The 18,821-nt window shown below is 73.6% G+C and carries 16 protein-coding genes and 1 pseudogene; 5 read left to right on the top strand and 12 right to left on the bottom strand.

Annotated elements, in window-relative coordinates:
- Positions 1–298: 298 nt before the first annotated feature.
- From OF819_RS06245 to OF819_RS06235, 3 genes are all read right to left on the bottom strand, one after another.
- Positions 299–1,495 carry a cytochrome P450 family protein gene (locus OF819_RS06245; RefSeq protein WP_267242349.1) on the bottom strand — a complete coding sequence of 399 codons (1,197 nt, stop codon included), beginning with the start codon at positions 1,493–1,495 and terminating at the stop codon, positions 299–301.
- 571 nt (positions 1,496–2,066) lie between these two features.
- Positions 2,067–2,759, bottom strand: a complete 693-nt coding sequence (locus tag OF819_RS06240; RefSeq protein WP_267242348.1) for a response regulator — start codon at positions 2,757–2,759, stop codon at positions 2,067–2,069.
- Positions 2,756–4,018: a sensor histidine kinase gene (locus OF819_RS06235; RefSeq protein ID WP_267242347.1), complete on the bottom strand. Its 1,263-nt coding sequence runs from the start codon at positions 4,016–4,018 to the stop codon at positions 2,756–2,758. Before OF819_RS06235 ends, OF819_RS06240 begins: the two co-directional genes overlap by 4 nt.
- A 168-nt stretch (positions 4,019–4,186) precedes the next feature.
- Between OF819_RS06235 and OF819_RS06230 the strand changes: the two genes are divergently transcribed.
- Complete coding sequence (locus OF819_RS06230) at positions 4,187–4,414, top strand: hypothetical protein (RefSeq protein WP_267242346.1); 228 nt, start codon at positions 4,187–4,189, stop codon at positions 4,412–4,414.
- 45 nt (positions 4,415–4,459) lie between these two features.
- On the opposite strand, the gene OF819_RS06225 is transcribed toward OF819_RS06230, so the two are convergent.
- The 3 genes from OF819_RS06225 to allB form a co-directional block, all read right to left on the bottom strand.
- Positions 4,460–5,086: a dihydrofolate reductase family protein gene (locus OF819_RS06225; protein WP_267242345.1), complete on the bottom strand. Its 627-nt coding sequence runs from the start codon at positions 5,084–5,086 to the stop codon at positions 4,460–4,462.
- Positions 5,087–5,309: 223 nt separating this feature from the next.
- Positions 5,310–6,431, bottom strand: a complete 1,122-nt coding sequence (gene alc, locus OF819_RS06220) for an allantoicase (RefSeq protein WP_267242344.1) — start codon at positions 6,429–6,431, stop codon at positions 5,310–5,312.
- 4 nt (positions 6,432–6,435) lie between these two features.
- Entirely contained in the window at positions 6,436–7,719 is a 1,284-nt protein-coding gene (gene allB / locus OF819_RS06215) for an allantoinase AllB (protein ID WP_267242552.1), read from the bottom strand.
- Positions 7,720–7,985: 266 nt separating this feature from the next.
- Between allB and OF819_RS06210 the strand changes: the two genes are divergently transcribed.
- A complete protein-coding gene (locus OF819_RS06210; RefSeq protein ID WP_267242343.1) occupies positions 7,986–8,786 on the top strand; it encodes an IclR family transcriptional regulator in 801 nt (266 codons plus the stop codon).
- A 206-nt stretch (positions 8,787–8,992) separates the two neighbouring features.
- Here the strand turns inward: OF819_RS06210 and OF819_RS06205 are convergent, their stop codons facing one another.
- Positions 8,993–9,685 (bottom strand): ABC transporter ATP-binding protein, encoded by a 693-nt coding sequence (locus OF819_RS06205; RefSeq protein WP_267242342.1) that lies wholly within the window; start codon positions 9,683–9,685, stop codon positions 8,993–8,995.
- Complete coding sequence (locus tag OF819_RS06200) at positions 9,682–10,725, bottom strand: ABC transporter permease (RefSeq protein ID WP_267242341.1); 1,044 nt, start codon at positions 10,723–10,725, stop codon at positions 9,682–9,684. Before OF819_RS06200 ends, OF819_RS06205 begins: the two co-directional genes overlap by 4 nt.
- Before the next feature lie 112 nt (positions 10,726–10,837).
- Between OF819_RS06200 and OF819_RS06195 the strand changes: the two genes are divergently transcribed.
- Together OF819_RS06195 and OF819_RS06190 are read left to right on the top strand one after the other, a co-directional pair.
- The gene (locus tag OF819_RS06195) at positions 10,838–12,013 is read left to right on the top strand and encodes a sensor histidine kinase (protein WP_267242340.1); all 1,176 of its coding nucleotides are present in this window, start codon (positions 10,838–10,840) and stop codon (positions 12,011–12,013) included.
- A complete protein-coding gene (locus tag OF819_RS06190; protein ID WP_267242339.1) occupies positions 12,010–12,651 on the top strand; it encodes a response regulator transcription factor in 642 nt (213 codons plus the stop codon). The genes OF819_RS06195 and OF819_RS06190 overlap by 4 nt, the downstream gene beginning before the upstream one ends.
- Positions 12,652–12,783: 132 nt before the next feature.
- On the opposite strand, the gene OF819_RS06185 is transcribed toward OF819_RS06190, so the two are convergent.
- Together OF819_RS06185 and OF819_RS06180 are read right to left on the bottom strand one after the other, a co-directional pair.
- Positions 12,784–13,461 (bottom strand): response regulator transcription factor, encoded by a 678-nt coding sequence (locus OF819_RS06185; protein WP_267242338.1) that lies wholly within the window; start codon positions 13,459–13,461, stop codon positions 12,784–12,786.
- Complete coding sequence (locus tag OF819_RS06180; protein ID WP_267242337.1) at positions 13,458–14,720, bottom strand: sensor histidine kinase; 1,263 nt, start codon at positions 14,718–14,720, stop codon at positions 13,458–13,460. The genes OF819_RS06185 and OF819_RS06180 overlap by 4 nt, the downstream gene beginning before the upstream one ends.
- A 384-nt stretch (positions 14,721–15,104) precedes the next feature.
- On the opposite strand from OF819_RS06180, the gene OF819_RS06175 reads away from it, so the two are divergent.
- Entirely contained in the window at positions 15,105–17,264 is a 2,160-nt protein-coding gene (locus OF819_RS06175) for an MMPL family transporter (RefSeq protein WP_267242336.1), read from the top strand.
- A gap of 278 nt (positions 17,265–17,542) precedes the next feature.
- Here OF819_RS06175 and OF819_RS06170 read toward each other — a convergent pair whose 3' ends face one another.
- Together OF819_RS06170 and OF819_RS06165 are read right to left on the bottom strand one after the other, a co-directional pair.
- The gene (locus OF819_RS06170; RefSeq protein WP_267242335.1) at positions 17,543–17,851 is read right to left on the bottom strand and encodes a DUF5955 family protein; all 309 of its coding nucleotides are present in this window, start codon (positions 17,849–17,851) and stop codon (positions 17,543–17,545) included.
- Positions 17,852–17,993: 142 nt separating this feature from the next.
- Positions 17,994–18,821: pseudogene (locus OF819_RS06165) on the bottom strand (serine/threonine protein kinase); the annotation flags it as partial.

The raw sequence follows: 18,821 nt of genomic DNA, 5'->3' as shown, positions 1-18,821 counted from the left end.
GGCCGGGCAGTCGCGGCCGGGCGGACGGCGCGACGACAGGGGCCCAGAGCGGGCCGCGGCCCGGCGGCCAGGGCAGCGAGGCCCGGCGGCATACCGCCGGGGAAACTCGTCACAGCCCCGTGGCCCGGGCCGCCCAGGTGGTCGCGGGCGCGGTCGGGTCGGGAAACCCGCGGGGGCGATCGGAGGGAGCGCCGTGTCGGCCGAGGCCCCCGCGGCAGGGGTGCTGGAGCAGCTCGCAGTGGGTCCCGATGCCGGGGCGGCGATGCGGGCCGTTGGCCCGAAGGGGCGGGCGGGTCGGTCACCAGGCGACCGGAAGGCTCAGCGGGCCGCGGATGAGCATGCCGGGGCGCCAGGTCAGGGCCTCGGGATCGGCGTCCAGGCGGAGGCCCGGAAAGCGTTCGAGCAGGGAGCGGAGCGCGATCCGGGCCTCCAGTCTGGCCAGCGGCGCACCCAGGCAGTAGTGGATGCCGTGGCCGAAGGCCAGATGCCCCCGGCTCTCGCGCCGGATGTCGAAGCGGTCCGGGTCCGCGAAGCGCGCCGGATCGCGGTCGGCGTCGCCGAGCGCGACCAGGACCAGTTCGCCGCCGCCCGGGATCACCGTGTCGCCGACCAGATACGCGTCGGTCGTGAAGCGGTACGTGGGCGTCTCCAGCGGCCCGTCATAGCGCAGCATCTCCTCCACGGCCCCGTCGAGCAGCGAGAAGTCGGCTCGCAGCGCGTCCAGTTGCGCGGGGTGGGTCAGGAGCGCGAGCACGCCGTTGGAGATGAGGTTGACCGTGGTCTCGTGTCCGGCGACCAGCAGCAGCCAGGCCATGCCCAGCAGTTCGTCTTCGCTGAGCCGGTCACCGTCCTCGTCCGCGGCATGGATCAGGGCGCTCATCAGGTCGTCGCCCGGCCGCCGCCGCTTGTCCGCGACGAGGCGGACCAGATACCCCTTCATCGCCGCCGAGGCGTCGACGCGGTCCTGGGGGTCGGTCCCGGACAGCGCCGTGTTGGACCAGGCGCGGAAGGAGTCGCGGTCCAGGAAGGGCACGCCCAGCAGCTCACAGATCACGGCGATGGGAAGCGGGAACGCGAAGGCGTCCACCAGATCGGCCCGGCCCGCCGGGGCCATCGCGTCGAGCAGGCCGTCGGCGATCTCCTGCACGCGGGGCGCGAGCCGCTCCACGCGCCGCGGGGTGAATTCCCGGGCCACCAGCGTGCGCAGCCGGGTGTGCAGCGGCGGGTCCGCGCTGAGCATCGTCACCCCGGCGGCGATCCGCCGGACCGCCAGGTCCGGGGCGGCCTGGCGGAAGTCCTTGGCCAATCGCGGATCGGCGAGCGCGGCGCGCCCGGCCTCGTAGCCGACGATCAGCCAGGCGGGGCGGCCTTCGGGCATCTGGATGCGGTGGACGGGGCCTTGTGCGCGTAAGGCGGCGTAGACGGGATAGGGGTTGCGGGTGAAGTTCTCGCCGAGCGCGGCGAGGTCGACGGTGGGGGTGTCGTGGACGGGCATGGGGGCCTCCTTGTGTGCATCGGGCACCTTTCGCCTTGCGGCGGGCCTCTTCCCCTCCCCGCCCCTTCCCGAAACTGGGGCTCCGCCCCAGACCCCGCTTTACTGGGGCTCCGCCCCCGAACCCCCGCTCCTCAAACGCCGGCGGGGCTGGATTGTGCGGGCCCTCCCGCCTCAAACTCCCCCAGCTACCTCCCCCAGACTCCGTCCGGGGGGACCCCCGCGGAGGTGCCCCCAGGCGGGGCTGAGCGTGCAGACCCTTGCGCCTCAAACGCCGGCGCGGCTGGATGGTTCTGGCCCCCGCGCCGCAAACGCCGACAAGGCTGGGATTTGGCGCAGCCAAATCAAGCCCGTTGGGGGCACCTTCTGGGGGCGCCTCCGTGGGGGCACCCCTGGGGCACCTCCGTGGGGGTACCCCCAGACTCCGTCCGGGTGAGGTAGCCGGGGGAGTTTGAGGGCACGGCCTTCAGGCCGTACAAGGGGCGGCGGCGCGAAGCTGCCGCCCGTCAGGGGGCGTGGGGCGGCAGCCCCGCAGCCCCTCCCCCCGGAGAGGGTCTGGGGGCGGAGCCCCCAGTTACGGCCTCGGCTCGTCCTCGTCGAGCAGCCCCGCGTCATGCACCAGCAGCGCGATCTGCACCCGATTGTTGAGCTCGAGCTTGGCGAGGATGCGGGAGACATGGGCCTTGACGGTGGGGACGCTCATATAGAGCTCCGCGGCGATCTCCGCATTGGAGCGGCCGTGGCCGACGGCGACGGCCACCTCGTGTTCACGTTCGGCGAGCGCGTCCAGCCGCGCCCGTGCGCGCAGGGCGCGCTCGTCGCCCGCGCTGTCGGCGACATGCGCCATCAACTGCCGGGTGACGGCCGGGGAGAGCACCGGCTCCCCCGCCGCGACTCTGCGCACCGCTTCGACGATCTGCCCGGGCGGCGTGTCCTTGAGGACGAAGCCGGCGGCCCCGGCGCGCAGCGCCCGGAGCACCTGTCGGTCGGCGTGGAAGGTGGTGAGGACCACGACTTCGGGGGCCTTCGGCAGGCGGCGCAGTTCCTCGGTGGCGGTCAGGCCGTCCACGGTCGGCATCCGGATGTCCATGAGGACCACGTCGGGGGACCGTTCCTCGACGAGCGCGGGGACCTCCGCGCCGTCCGCCCCCTCCCCCACGATCTCGATGCCGTCGGCGCCGCCGAGCATCAGGGAGAGCCCGGCCCGTACGAGGGGGTCGTCGTCGACGACGAGAAGCCGGATGGGAGGGGTGGTCTGTGCGGTCATGGGGGCCACGGTAGCCAGGCGTGGACGCGGAACCCGCCGTCCGGGTCCGGTCCATGGTCGAGACGGCCGCCCGCGAGGGCGGCGCGCTCGGTCAGTCCGATCAGCCCCTGTCCTGAGCCGGGCACGGCCTCGACGTCGCCGGCGGGGGCCGGGTTGACCACCTCGACGGTGAGCCCCTGTCCGCGCTCGCCGGCGACGCGGACGGTGACCTCCGTTCCCGGAGCGTGCTTGCGCGCATTGGTCAGCGCCTCCTGGGCGATGCGGTAGACGGTGCGTCCGGTGGCCGCGGGCACGGCGGAGGGGTCCGGGACGCGGTTGTCGAGGGTGACCTTCATCCCGGCCTCCCGTGACTCGGCGATCAGCGAGTCCAGGGTCGCCAGGGTGGGCTGCGGGCGTTCGGCGACGCCGCCGCCCGCGGCCGCCTCTCCGGGGGTGCGGAGCACGCCGATGATCTCGCGCAGATCCTGCAGGGCCTCATGCGCGCTGTCCCGGATCACTCCCGCCGCGCGGGCGATCTCCGCGGGCTTCGCGTCCGGCCGGAACTCCAGCGCGCCGGCGTGCACGCTGAGCAGGGTGAGCCGGTGGGCGAGCACATCGTGCATCTCGCGTGCGATGGCCTCACGGGCCAGCCGCTGGGCTCGCTCGGCGCGCAGCTCCGCCTCGCTCTCCGCGCGCATGGCCCGTTCCCGCAGGGCGATCACCAGCTGTCGGCGGGCGCGTACGAGCATGCCCCAGCCGATGGCGAGCAGCACGAACACGGCGCCCAGCACGATCGAGCCCCAGAGGGACAGCGTGGGGTCGGGGCGTACGAACGGCTGGACGACGCTGGCGGCGACCGCCAGGGCCGCCACGGCGGCGACCGGCTTGAACGGCCGGTGCACCGCGACGCTGAACAGGGCCACCAGCATCGCGCCGCCCGCGGCCGGGGCCAGCGTGCCCACCACCACCAGCGTCACGGCCAGCCCCATGGGCCACCTGCGCCGCAGCCAGACCGCCAGACAGGCGGCGAGCCCGGCGATCAGATCCAGGAAGATCACGATCTCGGCGTTGTCGGCTTCCAGGACCGACTCCAGGGCGACCAGTCCGATGAAGGCGGCGAACACGAAGGCGCAGGTGTCGACGATCCAGTCGCGTACGGTCCGCCGCGGCCGCTCCCGGCCGCCCCGGTCGCCGGGCAGCTCGGGGTCGCTCAGAGCGGAGGGGAGCAGCCAGGGATACTCCGCACGGGAGACGCCAGGGGCGGGGGTGGCGCGAGTCATATCGATAAATCTACGCAGGCAGGGGCCGGGGCCGGGGCAGCGGAGAGAGACGCGCTGCTTGAGTCGCGGACAGTGCGGACTTTCGTCGGGCTCTCGGCGTACCTTCGGCCCTGGACCGTGTTCCGACGGCCGAAGCGGGGCCGTGCGCACCGCGTCCACCATCGCCCCATGAAGAAGATTCTGGAGTTCGCCGGGACGGCGCTGCTCGTGGTGGGCGGTTGCGGAGTGATCCGCGAGCTGACGGGCTGGTTTCCCTTCCTCGGGTTCACCCGGTACGCGGTGGAGACGTTCGGCTTCCTGGACGGCAAGGAGCTCTTCGCGTACGCGGTCTACGCCGTGGTGGGCTTCGGGATGCTGATGGTCGCGGACCGCGCCGGAAGGGGCGGCGGGTTCTGAGCCCGGGAGTCAGCGCCCCGGCTCAAGGCCCGGGAATCACGGGATTCAGGCGCCGATCGTGCCGAACGTCGCACGCCCCGCGGGCCGGTAGGTGTGAATGGCGACCCCGGCGGCCGTCGTGCGGTGGTCGGTCAGCTCGAAGGCGGTCGGCAGCGGCAGGTCCTGGAAGAGCCGCTGCCCCTGGCCCACCGCGACCGGATAGACGAGCAGGTGGCACACGTCGATCAGGTCGCGGGCCAGCAGCGACCGCGCCAGTGTGGCGCTGCCGTGGATCTGGAGCTCGCCTTCCGGCTGCTCCTCCTTGAGCCGGGCCACCTCTGCCGCCACGGCGTCGTCGTCGCCGCTGACGATCGCAGAGCCCTCCCAGTCGGCGTGCCGCAGCGTGCGGGAGACCACGTATTTGGGCAGGTGGTTGAGGCGGGAGGCGATGGGGTCGTCTTCGTCGGTCACCCGGGGCCAGTAGGAGGCGAAGATGTCGTACGTCCTGCGGCCGAGGAGGAAGGCCCCGGCGCGGTCGAAGACCTCGTTCACAAAGCGGCCCATGTCGTCGTCGGCGAAGGGGACGAGCCAGCCGCCGTGTTCGAAGCCTCCGCTGCGGTCTTCGTCGGGGCCGCCGGGCCCCTGGTAGACGCCGTCGAGCGTGAGGAACTGAATGAATGTGAGCTGCGCCATGGCGGGGCTCCCTTGTGTGGAGTGGCAGTCGGTGCAGTGTCGACTCCACTGTCGCCCCGGACTCATCGGCGGGCGGGCGCGGCGCGCGGGGCGCGCCGGTGCTGTCAGCCGGTGCGCCCCGCGTCTTGGGGCCTTTTCGTTCGCGCGAAAGGCCCGGCCCCCGCGACCACAGCGGGGGCCCGGGCGGTGTCGCCGCCGCCCGGGTCTTGATCGTCGTGCTCGCTCAGCCGCCGAGCTCCTGGTGGCGGGCGGCCAGCCGGTTCGCGCCCTGCTCGGTCAGCGAGCCGTACAGCCGCAGCCGGGAGAACCCGCCGTCCGGGTAGATGTCGATGCGGACCTGGCGGCCGACGGCCGGGGTGTCCAGCACGAAGCGGTGGTTGGTGTCCGGCTGGAGCCGGGTGCGGGGCAGTACCTCGGTCCACTCGCCCGCCTCGCCTTCCCCGCCGTCCCGTACGGACAGCGCCGCCCAGCCCGCGCTGTTGCCCTTGAGGCAGGCGGTGTCGATCTCGATGGCGCGGATCTCGGACTGCTCGGCGAGCCGGTAGCGGATCCAGTCGTTGCCCTTGTCCCGGCGGCGGCGGGTCTCCCAGCCGTCGTCCATCTTGCGGGAGCGGCCGGGCTGGATGGTGTTGGTCGCCGGGGAGTAGAAGCGGTCGGAGGCGTCCTCGACCTGCCCGCCGTTCTCCAGGGCCGCGAGGTCGAAGGTGCCGAGGGCCTTCAGCCAGGCGGGGTCGGGGGCGACTTCGCCGTACACGCGGAGCCGGGCGATGCCGCCGTCGGGGTGCTGGTTGACGCGCAGATGGGTGAAGCGCTGCTCGGCGTCGACGGCGAAGCCGTTGGCGGCGTGGCCGCCGATGGCGGTGCGGGGGACGAGGGTCGTCCACTTGACGCCGTCGCCGAGGAGCTGCTCGGGCGAGGGGGTTCCGGGGACGGACGTGGCCTCGATGGAGACCGCCTGCGGATAGTTGCCGCGGAAGTGGGCCGTGTCGACGACGACGCCGCGGATGACGCCGGGCGCGCCGAGCCGTACGAGCGCCCAGTCGTGGTCGCCCTCGGCGGGGTGCGGCCGCTCCGCGGAGACGCCGCGGCGGCGGCGGGTCTCCCAGCCGTCCATGATCTTGCCCTTGTGGCCGAAGTGCTCCGGGTCGAACTCCGCGGGCTCGGGCTTGAGGAGGTTCTCCCGCTCGGCGAAGAACTCGTCATTGGCGGCGATCACACCGGCGCCGAGCCGCCGGTCGGCGAGGTCGGCGAGGTGGGTGAAGGGGAACTCGGCCGTGCGGTAGTCCGCGTACGGGTCGCCGCCGCCGTAGGGACTGGCGTCGCCGGTGAAGGAGGGTATGGACACGGTTTCAGTTGTTCCTTTCGAGCAGCCGGCCGCTCGGCGCGGCCAGGGTGCCGTTCTCCACGATGCGTCGGCCGCGCAGCCACGTCGCGGTGACGACTCCGTGCAGGGTCTTGCCCGCGTAGGCCGTGACCTGGTTGCGGTGGTGGAGTTCGGCCGGGTCGACGGTGAAGGTCTCGTCGGGCGCGAGGACCGCGAAGTCGGCGTCCCGGCCGGCTTCGATGACGCCCTTCCGGCTGAGTCCCGCGAGCGCGGCGGGGGCCGCCGCCATCCAGCGGACGACGTCCTCAAGGCTGTGGCCGCGCTTGCGGGCCTCGGTCCAGATCGCCGGCAGCCCCAGCTGGAGGGAGGAGATGCCGCCCCAGGCGGACGCGAAGTCGGGGGTCTTGAGGTCGGTGGTGCACGGGGAGTGGTCGGAGACGATGCAGTCGATTACGCCGTCGGCCAGGCCCTGCCACAGCGCGTCCTGGTTCTCCCGCTCGCGGATGGGCGGGCAGCACTTGAACTCCGTCGCCCCGTCGGGGACCTCCTCGGCGGTGAGGGTGAGGAAGTGCGGGCAGGTCTCCACCGTGATCCGCACCCCCTCCCGGCGGGCGGCCGCGATCATCGGCAGGGCGTCGGAGGAGGACAGATGCAGCACATGGACGCGCGCGCCGAGCCGCCGGGCGTGGCCGATGAGGCTCTCGATGGCCGTGTTCTCGGCGTCGCGGGGGCGCGAGGCGAGGAAGTCCGCGTACTGGGGGCCGGCCTTCTGGGGGGCGGCGGCGAGATGGTGCGGGTCCTCGGCGTGCACGATGAGCAGTCCGCCGAAGCCGGCGATCTCGGCCATGGCGCGGGCGAGCTGCTCCTGGTCGAGTTCCGGGAACTCCTCGACTCCGGAGGGCGACAGGAAGCATTTGAAGCCGAAGACGCCCGCGTCGTGCAGCGGCCGCAGATCCTTGAGGTTGGAGCCGATGGCGCCGCCCCAGAAGCCGGTGTCGATATGCGCCTTGGGGCGGGCGACCTCCTGCTTGGTGCGCAGATGGCCGACGGTCGTGGTCGGCGGGAGGGAGTTCAGCGGCATGTCCAGCAGGGTGGTGATGCCGCCGGCGGCCGCGGCGCGGGTGGCGGTGTAGAAGCCTTCCCACTCGGTGCGGCCGGGGTCGTTCACATGGACGTGGGTGTCGACGAGACCGGGCAGCAGGACGTGGTCGCCGACGTCCTCGACGCTCGCTCCGGCGGGCGGCTCCGCGTCGTACGGGAGGACCGCGGCGATCGTCTCGCCGGCGACGGCCACCGAGGCCGGCCGCATGCCTTCCGGGGTGATGACGCGCGTCGAGCGCAGCACCAGATTGACGTCCACCCGTACTCCTCCCGAAATTCAACGAACTGTTGAAGGAGTCTTCATCCACGGGACTGCTTCAGTCAAGGGTCACCGGGCGTACCGGGACGACCCTTGTGCGCTTCCACAAAGTGAAAGTACAATTCCACTAAGCAGAAGGTTGCTTCCGCCAAGGAGAGGGCGCAAGACCGGCCGGTACGCTGCTGCCTCGCCCTGCCTGCCCGAAAGGACCGCCCGTGCCGACGTCCAGCGCCAGCACCACCGACGCCGCCAAGACCGCCAACAGCGGCGGCGTGCAGTCCCTGGAACGCGCCTTCGACCTGCTTGAGAGAATGGCCGACGCGGGCGGCGAGGTCGGACTGAGCGAGCTGTCCGCGGCGAGCGGGCTGCCGCTGCCCACCATCCACCGTCTCATGCGCACGCTCGTCGCGTGCGGATACGTCCGCCAGCAGCCCAACCGGCGCTACGCCCTCGGCCCCCGGCTGATCCGCCTGGGCGAGTCCGCCTCCCGCCTGCTGGGCACCTGGGCGCGGCCCTATCTCGCCCGCCTCGTCGAGGAGACCGGCGAGACAGCCAACATGGCGCTCCTCGACGGCGACGAGATCGTGTACGTGGCGCAGGTGCCGTCCAAGCACTCCATGCGCATGTTCACCGAGGTGGGCCGGCGTGTGCTGCCCCACTCCACCGGCGTCGGCAAGGCCCTCCTCGCCCACACCCCGCCCGACGAGGTCCGCGCGCTCCTGGCCCGTACGGGCATGCCCGCCGCCACCGAGAAGACCATCACCACGCCCGAGGGCTTCCTGGCCGCCCTGGAGCAGGTCCGGCAGGCGGGTTACGCGGTCGACGACAACGAGCAGGAGATCGGCGTCCGCTGCCTCGCCGTCTCCGTGCCCGAGTCGCCCACGGCCGCGGCGATCTCCATCTCGGGCCCGGCGGGCCGGGTGACGGAGGCGGCGACGGAGAAGATCGTCCCGGTGCTCCAGGAGGTCGCGCGCGATCTTTCCGCGGCGCTGGCCAGCACGGGGAGCCAGGGCTGACCCGGGGGCTCCGCCCCCGGACCCCCGCGCCTCAATCGCCGGCGGGGCTTGGTTTCCGGCCCTCGCGCCTCAATCTCCCCCGGCTTACCGCTGGGCGGCACCCCCAGGCGGGGCTGGAAAATCCAGCCCCGCCTGGGGGCACCTCCGTGGGGTCCCCCCGGACGGAGCCTGGGGGAGGTAGCCGGGGGAGCTTGAGGACACGGCCGTCAGGCCGTACGGGAGTGCGGGGGCGGAGCCCCCAGCCGCCCGTCCCGCATCGTCGCCACCCGGTCCGCCCTCCCGGCATGTCCCGCGTCATGCGTGACGACCACCGTCGCCACCGCCCGCTCCCGCGTCAGCGCCAGCAGCAGGTCGATCACCTCCGCGCCCCGTTCCCGGTCCAGCGCGCTGGTGGGTTCGTCGACGAGCAGCACCGCGAGGTCGTTCATCAGGGCCCGTGCAATGTTCACGCGCTGGCGCTGACCGCCGGACAGTTCATGCGGGCGGCGGCGGGCCAGAGCCGCGAGGCCGACGGCGTCGAGGAGGTCGCGGGCCCTGCGTCGTACCGAGGGGGATATACGGCCGGTCAGATGGGCCATCACCTCCAGCTGCTCCGCCGCGGTCAGCGACGGCAGCAGGTTCGGCTGCTGGAAGACGATGCCGATGCGCTCGCGCCGCAGCGCGGCCCGCGCCGTGCGGTCCAGGCCGCCGGCGTCGACGCCGGCGACGGACACCCGGCCGCGGTCGGGGCGCACGAGCGTCGCGGCGACGGCCAGCAGGCTGGACTTGCCGGAGCCGGAGGGGCCGACGACGGCGGTGAGCGATCCGGCGGGGACATGCAGGCCGACCGCGTCGAGGGCGGTCAGCCGCCCTTCGCCGTCGGGGTAGGTGAGGGTCACATCGTCGATCAGCAGGGTCATCGGGCGCTCCCGAGGGCGGTGAGGGGGTCGACGGCGGTGATCCGCCGGATGGCGAGCGCCGCGCCGCACGCGCCGAGGGCGATCAGCACCCCCGCGGGCAGCAGCACCGTCGCCGCGTCGAGGACGAAGGGCACATCCGTGCCGCCGATCAGCGCCCCGGCCCCGGCGGCGAGTGCGGCGCCCGCGAGGGTGCCGCCCGCCAGCAGGGCGACGGCCTGCCCGAGGGCGTCCCGCAGCAGATAGGGCGTGGACGCGCCGAGCGCCTTGAGCACGGCGACGTCGCCGCTGCGCTGGATCGTCCACACGGTGAAGAACGCGCCGGTCACCAGCGCGGAGATGACGAAGAGGAAGCCCCGCATCAGCTGCAGCGAGCCGTTCTCGGCCTGGTACGAGCCGATGGCGGTCAGCGCGTCGTCCACGGAGAGGGTCGTGGTCCCGGCGGCCTCGTCTCCCGCGGCCAGGTCCGCGCCGCTCCCGGCCCGCAGGGCGATCACCGTGGCGTCGTCGCCGTCGAGCGGGGTCCACACGACCGGGGTGTGGCTGTACGAGGCCTCGCCCGCCACTGCCGCGACCACGGCCTCCCGCTCCCCCAGGCGTACGGTGTCGCCGACTCCCGCGCCCAGTTCCTTCGCGGCCTTCGCGGAGAGGACGACGCGGCCGGGGCCCACGCCCCGCGGCGCGAGCCCGGAGTCCGGTGCGGCGGCGAACGCCGTCACCGACGCCGTACGGTCCCCGGCAGCGGCACGCAGCGTGCGGATGCCCAGCGGCTGCGCGCTGCTCACGCCCGGCTGCCGCTCCCAGGTCTCCCACTGCTCACGGGACACCGCCGAATCGGCGAAGGACACCGCCCGGCCATCCTGCGGGGCCGCGAAGGCGAGCCGGTCGGCGGGCAGACCGGCCACGGCGGAGACGTTCTCCCGGGCGAGCCCTTCGGTCAGCCCGGACACCAGCCCCACCAGCAGGGTCATCAGCACGACGACCGTGCCCATCAGCGCGAATCGCCCCTTGGCGAACCGCAGATCTCTCCATGCGACGAACATGCCGACCAGCGTGCGCGCACCCCGGCCCGCCGGGCATCGAGCCTGCGTGCACGCTCGTATCAACCTTTTGGTTGACCCGGTGCGGGGACGGTCCGCTTACGCTGGACGGGCCATGGATTCCCGCCCCCTCACTCCCGTACTGCGTGCGCTCCGCTGGTGTCTGCACGCCCTGCTGCTGGGTCTGCTGGCGCTGACGGCCGTCCGCGGGGCGACGCCCCTGGTTGTTGCCGCCACGGCGGCGATGGCGGCCGTGTACGGGTACGGCGTCCGCTCCCCCGCCGTGGACCGCTCGGCGCGCGCGGCCGGGCTCTGGCTCGCGGCCCTCGGCGCGATGTGGCTGGTGCTGCTCGCTCTCTCCCCCGACGCGCTGTGGGCGGCCTTCCCGCTGTACTTCCTCCAGCTGCATCTGCTGCCGGTGCGCTGGGGGCTGCCCACGGTGGCCGTGACCGCCGCCTCGGCCATCGGCAGCTTTGTGCTGCATGCGCAGCGGGTGACGCCGGGGGCCTTCCTCGGGCCGCTGCTCGGGGCGGCCGTGGCGGTCGCGACCGTCCTGGGCTACCAGGCGCTCTACCGGGAGAGCGAGCAGCGTCGCCAGCTGATCGAGGAGCTGGTCTCGACGCGCGCCGAGTTGGCCGACGCGGAACGGACCGCCGAGCGCGCGGCGGGGACGCTCGCGGAGCGGGAGCGGCTGGCTCGGGAGATCCATGACACCCTCGCGCAGGGGCTGTCGTCCATTCAGCTGCTGCTGCGGGCCGCCGAGCGGGCGCTGCCCGGGGACGGCCCGGCCGCCGCGGTGCACGTCCGGCAGGCACGGCGGGCCGCGCAGGACAATCTCGCCGAGGCCCGCCGCTTCGTCCGCGCCCTGACCCCGCCGGACCTGGCGAACGGCTCGCTGACGGGCGCGCTGGAGCGGCTGTGCGCGAAGTCGCCGGGGCCGCCCGCCGTGCGGTTCTCGGTGAGCGGCACACCGGTGGAGCTGCCGACCGCCTACGAGGCAGCCCTGCTCCGCACGGCCCAGTCGGCGCTGGCCAACGCGGTACGCCACGCACAGGCCGGACGCGCCGAGATCACCCTCAGCTTCATGGACGCCTCCGTCTCGCTGGACGTGGTCGACGACGGCCGCGGCTTTGACCCCGCGGCGGTCGCCGGGGGCGAGGGCTTCGGCCTGCCGGGGATGCGGTCCCGGGCGCGGACGCTTGGCGGCACCCTGAGCGTGGAGTCGGCCCCGGGCGAGGGCACGGCCGTCGCGCTCACCCTGCCGCTGCCCACGCGGGCGGCCGCCGTATGAGCGCGCCGCCGACGGTCCGGCTGCTGCTCGCCGACGACCACCCCGTCGTACGGGCGGGGCTGCGGGCCGTCCTGGACACCGAGCCGGACTTCGCGGTGGTCGCGGAGGCGGCGACCGCGGAGGAGGCCGTACTGCGGTCTGCCGGGGGCGGTGTCGACGTGGTGCTGATGGACCTTCAGTTCGGGGCGGGGCTGCTGCACGGCTCGGAGGCGACGGCGCAGATCAGCGCCCTGCCGGACGGTCCGCGGGTCCTCGTGCTGACCACATACGACTCCGACGCCGACATCCTGGCCGCGGTGGAGGCGGGCGCGGCGGGGTATCTGCTGAAGGACGCCCCGCCCGAGGAACTCGCCGCGGCGGTCCGCACGGCCTCGTCCGGCGGCTCGGCCCTCGCGCCCGCGGTCGCCCACCGTCTGATGCACCGTATGCGCGCCCCGGCGGCGGCGCTGACGAAGCGGGAGCTGGAGGTGCTTCAGCTGGTCGGCGACGGGCTGTCGAATCTGCAGATCAGCAAGCGGCTCTTCCTGAGCCAGGCCACGGTCAAGTCCCATCTGGTGCATATCTACGCGAAGCTGGGCGTCGACTCCCGCACGGCGGCGGTGGCGGCGGCGACGGCCCGCCACTTGATCCGCCGCTGAGGAGCGGCTCCCGGGCGCGCTGAGTGCCGGGAGCCGCACGGGCTGGACGCCGGGGGCGCACGGGCTGGAGGCCGGTCGCCGCACGGTCCGCTGTCTGCGGCCGACGTCAGCAGCCGGCGCCAGCGGCCGGCATCAGTGGCCGATGTCGTGGACGCCCGCCTCGACGAGGCCGCTCTCGTAGGCGAAGATCACCACCTGGGTGCGGTCGCGCAGCCCCAGCTTCACCAGGATGCTCGACACATGCGACTTGACGGTCGCCGCGCCGATGCGGAGGTCTCCGGCGATCTCCGAGTTGCTGGCCCCGCGCGCGACAGCGGCCGCCACTTCGCGCTCCCGTTCGGTGAGCCTCTCCAGCCGGGCGGCGATGGCCGCGTTGACGGCGGGGCGCTCGCTGAACCTGCCAATGAGACGCCGGGTGATGGACGGCGCCAGCAGGGCTCCGCCGTCCGCCACGGTGCGGACCGCGTCGGCGAGTTGCTCGGGAGGGATGTCCTTGAGCACAAAGGCGCTGGCTCCCGCGCGCAGCGCCCGGTAGACATACTCGTCCGGGTCGAACGTGGTCAGGATCAGCACCCGAACGTCCCAGTCCGCTTCGGCGAGGATGCGGGAGGTGGCTTCCAGCCCGTCCATCTCGGGCATCCGGATGTCCATGAGGATCACATCGGGCCGGTGCCGTCGTGCCGCCTCGACGGCTTCGAGGCCGGTTCCGGCCTCGGCGACCACCTCGATGTCCTGATGGACCCGGAGGATCATCGCAAAGCCTCCGCGGACCAGTGCCTGGTCGTCGACGACGGCGACGCTGATGGTCACGCCGGCTCACCTCCCGACGGAAGCCGGGCGACGATCCGGAAGCCCCCGCCGGGGCGTCGGCGGGCGTCCAGGGAGCCGCCCAGCAGCAGTGCCCGCTCCCGCATCCCGACCAACCCGTGGCCCGGGCCGTCTCCCTGGACGGGGCCCGCGCCCTGTGTGACGGCCGTGCCGCGCCCGTCGTCCAGCACCTCGATGACGATCGCCTTGCGGTCGACGCCGAGCCGCACCTCCGCGCGGGCGCCGGGGCCAGCGTGCTTGAGCACATTGGTCAGCGCCTCCTGGACGATGCGGTAGGCGAACAGGTCCACGCGCGCGGGAAGGCCCGAGAGCGCGGTCTGCGCCTCCCGGGCGCCGTCCGCCAGCGAGACGTCCACGCCCGCCGTGCGGATCTGCTCGACCAGCCGGTCGAGGTCCGCGAGCCCCGGCTGGGGGCCGAGAGCGTCCAGGCCGGTCTCCGGCCGCAGGACGCCGAGCAGATGGCGCAGCTCGTCCAGCGCCTGCCGCCCCACCTCCTCGACCGCCGCCATCGCCTTGAGCGCGCTCTCGGGGTCCTGTGCCGCCACGGTCTTGGCGGCGCCCGCCTGCACCGTCATCATGCTCACCCGGTGGGCGACCACGTCGTGCAGTTCGCGTGCGATGCGGGTCCGCTCCTCGGCGACGATCCGGCGGGCTTCGGCGGCCTGCTCCTGGAGCAGCCGAGCGGCACGTTCCCCGCGCTGCCGCATCCGTCGCCCCACGTACCACGCGCCGAAGAGGACCACGACGCCCGCGACGGCCTGCTCCGCCCACGGCACGGGTTCGAAGAGACCGTCGACGCCGACCACGACGAGGGCCGCGGCCACGCCGGCATGCGCCCACCGGTCGTCGTCGGCGTACCGGCCCGTGCTGTACAGGGCGATGACGGTCCCCCAGCCGAGGTCCGCGTGACCGCTTCCGAGCAGTGCGACCCAGCCCGCCAGGTTCACACCGAGAGCGACCAGCGGAGCGCTCCGGCGCCGGTACAGCGCGGCGGCGGCCGCGGCGAAGACCAGCGGAGCGATCAGGGGGAGGTCGCCGAAGGACCGGATGACCAGGGAGTCTCCCGGGCCTTCCGTCACGAGCAGCGTGGTGAGGAAGACCGTGACGGCGAGGACCCCGTCCGCGGCACGGGGCCAGCGGGCGAAGGGCCCCCTGTATCTCCTCGGGGCGGTCCCCCGCGGCGTCGGGGACGGCCACGCCGCGGTGTCCAACGCCGTGCTGTCCAGCGCCGTTGTGCTCACCTTCTCACCGTCGCTCCGCTTCTCACCGTCGCTCCACGCCAGGACGTTCCGTGGTCCCGGGCGGGCCGCCGAAGCAATCCGCACACGATAGGTCAAGCCCCGCGGGGCGGTCATCAGCCCGGAGGCGGATGCGGGTCTCCGTCGCACGGGGGGAGACGGCGGCCCGGACCGGGATGCGCCGTCCGCCGCGAGAGGGGTGAACGGCTGCGTCCGCGGGCGGGCGACCTGCGGGGCCTAGGCGAGGAGAGTCAAGCGGCGGCGGCCCGCCAGGCAGGCGTCCGCCGTTCGAACCGCTTTGTCGGCCGTCTTCTCGGCCGTCTTCTCGGCCGTTCCCTCCGCCGTTCGATCCGCTTTCTCGTCCGCACCCTCGAAGGAGCACCCGTCGTGCATCGCTTCATCCGCCGCATCGGCGACGCCAGCGCCCGCAGACCCTGGACCGTCATCGGAGCGTGGCTGACGGCCGCGGCCCTCGTCCTGGGGCTCGCGGGGACCGTTGGCGGCGCGTTCAGCGACGATCTCGTCGCCCCCGGCAGCCAGAGCGAGAAGGCGATGCGGCTGCTTGAGGAACGCTTCCCCGAGGCCGCGGGCGGCAGCGCCAAGGCGGTGTTCGCCGTCCCGGAGGGCGGACGGCTTGAGGACAGCCGGTCCGCAGTCGACGCCGCGGTGGCCGAGATCGCCGGTGTGGAGCACGTCACGGCGGTGGCCGATCCGTTCGCCGCGGGCGCGGTGTCGGCCGACGGCCGCATCGGATACGCCGAGATCGCCTTCGACACGCCGTCGGCGGAGCTCGGTCCCGAGCCGCTCGACGCCCTCACGGCCGCGCTGGAACCGGCACGGGCGGAGGGGGTGACGGCCGAGCTCGGCGGGGACGCGGCGTTCATCAACGCCGAGACGGAGACCTCCGGCGCGGAGGCCGCCGGCCTGCTGGCCGCGCTGGCCGTGCTTGCGGTCGCCTTCGGCACGGTCGTGGCCGCGCTGGTCCCGGTCGTGCTGGCGCTGGTGGCGGTGGCCGCCGGGCTGGGCGGCATCCTGCTGCTGGCCGGGGCGATGGACGTCTCCAGCGCGGCGCCGACGATCGGGGCGATGATCGGGCTCGGCGTCGGCATCGACTACGCCCTGATCATCGTGGCCCGCTACCGGGAGAACCGAGCCGCGGGCCGGGACAACGCCGTCGCGCTGTCGCAGGCCATGGCGTCGTCCGGCCCGTCCGTCGTGTTCGCCGGAGGCACGGTCGTGGTGGCGATGGCCGCCCTGGCCTTGACCGGGCTGGGCTTTCTGACCTCGATCGGCCTGAGCACCTCGCTGGTCGTCCTGTTCGCCGTGGCCGCCTCGCTCACCCTGCTGCCGGCGCTGCTGGCCCTGCTCGGCGACCGCGTGGACGCCGGGCGGCTGACGGGCCGCCGCCGGGCCGGCAAGCCCGAGGCCACGGCGTGGAAGCGGTTCGCCCACCGCGTCGCGGGCCGGCCGTGGCCGTATCTGATCGTCGCCGCCGTGGCGCTGCTGGCGCTGGCCGCCCCGGCGCTGAAGATGCAGACGGGCTTCCCGGACGCCGGAGACGACTCGGTGAGCACGACGCACCGCCGCGCCCACGATCTGCTGGCGGAGGGCTTCGGCCCCGGCGTGAACTCCCCGCTCCTGATCGTCGTCGATCTGCACAGCCCCGGCGTGGACGCCTCGGGCATCCCCGCGCTGTCCGAGCGGATCGCCGCCGACCCCGGCATCGCGGAGGTGAAGGCGGCGCAGGAGTCGCCTGCCGGGGACACGGCAGTGCTGCCGGCGGTGCCGGCCACAGCCGCCGCGGACTCGGAGACGTCCCGCACCCTCGAACGGGTTCGCGGTCTGGCGCCCGCGAATGTCGCGGTGTCGGGCCTGACCGCGATGACCGTCGATCTGACGACGCAGCTCACCGACACGCTGCCCGTCTTCATCGCGGCGATCCTGGTCATGTCGTTTCTGCTGCTGACCCTGGTCTTCCGCTCCGTCGTGGTGCCGCTGAAGGCCGTCGTGATGAATCTGCTGTCCATCGGCGGGGCGTACGGGGTGGTGGTGGCCGTCTTCCAGTGGGGCTGGCTCCAGGGCCTGTTCGGACTGGAGCAGACGCTGCCGATCGCGTCCCCGCTGCCGGCCATTTTCTTCGCCGTGCTCTTCGGCCTGTCCATGGACTACGAGGTGTTCCTGCTCTCACGCGTCCGCGAGGAGTACGAGGCCACCGGAGACAACGCCGAGTCGGTGGCCCGCGGCATCGCGGGCACGGGCCGGGTGATCACCTCGGCTGCGCTGATCATGACGGTGGTGTTCCTCAGCTTTGTCGTCCATCCCTCACCGCTGGTGAAGATGATGGGCCTGGGACTGGCGACGGCCATCGTGCTTGACGCGACGGTGGTGCGGATGGTGGCCGTACCCGCGGCGATGGCGCTGCTGGGCCGCGCGAACTGGTGGCTGCCGCGCTGGCTCGACCGGCGGCTGCCCCGGCTGGGCACGGCGGGCGGCGCGCCCGTGCAACGCCCCGAGCCGCTCCCGGAGGAGGCCTCCGCACACGGCTGACGGCATCCGGGGCTGTCGGAGCGCGCAGCGCAAGCCCCGAGGCGACCACGCGCCGGCCCGGGCCGGCCGACCACGCGTCAGTCCGGGCCGGCCGACGTCGAGCCGGACCTGGCCGGCCCATGCGCCGAACGGCTCCGGCCGTCCGGCCGTGGGCGTGCGCCGGACGACTCCGGCTGCCCCGACACCCCAAACGCACGCCGGACGACTCCGGCTGCCCCGGCCGTGGGCTCGGGCCCGCCCGGCGGCGGCCGTCAGCCGCCGAGCGCCGCCGCGGTGACTCAGCCGCGGCCCCGCGGCGCCTCGCCGAACAGGTCGACCGCCTGGCGCACCTGCATCAGCGCGGGCCCCAGCGCGCTCACCGACCCCACCGCACCCGCGATCAGAAGCAGTGACCGCCGCATGCGCGGGATCTCCGGCTGCCCGCCAGCCACCATCGCGGCCAGCACGGCCAGTTCGTCCTCCGCGATGCCCCGGTCGGGGAAGTCGACCGGATGACCTGCCAGTTCACGGCGGAGCCGGGAGACGGCAGCGCGCAGCTCCGTCGCTCTCGAGTCCTCGCCGCTCCCTGCCAACCGCGTCTGCCCCACGCTCCGCAACAACAGCCCTCCCCCTCGCACATCGTCGTGCCCGGCACACACCGGCCCGCGACCCTCGGGTGATGGTCGGTCACCGGGGGTCGCGGGCCAGTTAACGGCATGGGCGCGGTGCGCGCCACTCCGCGGACGGAATTCAGGACGTGGGTTCCACCGGGTTGAGCGCGTTGCGCCACACGGTCACATCGAGGGTGATGTAGCGGCTGGGGTCGGAGTCGGGGGACTTCCCCTGGTAGGTGACCACGCCGACATGGCCGGAGTTGGTCAGCACGCAGAACCTTGATCCCTTGGACAGTCCGTTGAGCTTGAGCCGGGTCGCGTACCGCGTCTCGTTCCGGCAGGTGTCGAGGTCTCCGGTCTGGCCGTTGCGCAACAGGATCAGCCGGGCGTTCGCGACCTCGATCCGGCCGAGGCTCCAGTCGTAGCCGACGTCGGCGTTGGAGTTGTCGCCGATCGGCTTGATCGGGTCGTCGTCGAGGGTGAGGTGGTACTCGTCGACGACGTTGAGGCCGTCGTACGTCGCGGGCTTCGGATCGGCGACGGGCTCGGCGGGCGGCGCGGCGGGATCGGAGGAGTCGGCGGGGTCGGCGGGGTCGCCCTGGCCGTCCGCGGCCGGACCGGGTGCGGCGGTCTCCTGCTGCGGCGGGGAGGAGGACTGCCCGCCGGACGGCGTGCCCTGGCCCTGGGCAGAGGTCTTGTCCCCCTTGTCGCCGCCGGAGAGGGCGAGATAGGACCCGGCTCCGGCGAATCCGGCGATGACGAGGACGGCCAGCACCGCGAGGGTGACATTGCGGCCGGTCTTCTTCTTGGGCGCGGCTGGAGGTGCGGGCATGGGCATCGGGCCCGTCTGCTGGTACGGCTGGGGCTGCGGATAGCCGTACGCGGCCTGGGGCGGCGGGCCGAAGCCGGGCGGCGGGGTGGCGGGCGCGGCCGCCTGGGTGGGCGGCGGCACGGGCGCGCCCGC

It is taken from the genome of Streptomyces sp. PR69 (genome assembly GCF_026420845.1).
In the GTDB taxonomy this organism is placed as follows: Bacteria; Actinomycetota; Actinomycetes; order Streptomycetales; family Streptomycetaceae; genus Streptomyces.
This window is presented reverse-complemented; position numbering and strand designations above follow the sequence as displayed.

Coding starts and splice junctions, on each gene's coding strand:
- OF819_RS06245 (WP_267242349.1), bottom strand. CDS start 1,495: ATGCCCGTCCACGACACCCCCACCGTCGACCTCGCCGCGCTCGGCGAG.
- OF819_RS06235 (WP_267242347.1), bottom strand. CDS start 4,018: ATGACTCGCGCCACCCCCGCCCCTGGCGTCTCCCGTGCGGAGTATCCC.
- OF819_RS06240 (WP_267242348.1), bottom strand. CDS start 2,759: ATGACCGCACAGACCACCCCTCCCATCCGGCTTCTCGTCGTCGACGAC.
- allB (WP_267242552.1), bottom strand. CDS start 7,719: ATGCGGCCGGCCTCGGTGGCCGTCGCCGGCGAGACGATCGCCGCGGTC.
- OF819_RS06230 (WP_267242346.1), top strand. CDS start 4,187: ATGAAGAAGATTCTGGAGTTCGCCGGGACGGCGCTGCTCGTGGTGGGC.
- OF819_RS06225 (WP_267242345.1), bottom strand. CDS start 5,086: ATGGCGCAGCTCACATTCATTCAGTTCCTCACGCTCGACGGCGTCTAC.
- OF819_RS06205 (WP_267242342.1), bottom strand. CDS start 9,685: ATGACCCTGCTGATCGACGATGTGACCCTCACCTACCCCGACGGCGAA.
- OF819_RS06195 (WP_267242340.1), top strand. CDS start 10,838: ATGGATTCCCGCCCCCTCACTCCCGTACTGCGTGCGCTCCGCTGGTGT.
- OF819_RS06190 (WP_267242339.1), top strand. CDS start 12,010: ATGAGCGCGCCGCCGACGGTCCGGCTGCTGCTCGCCGACGACCACCCC.
- OF819_RS06200 (WP_267242341.1), bottom strand. CDS start 10,725: ATGTTCGTCGCATGGAGAGATCTGCGGTTCGCCAAGGGGCGATTCGCG.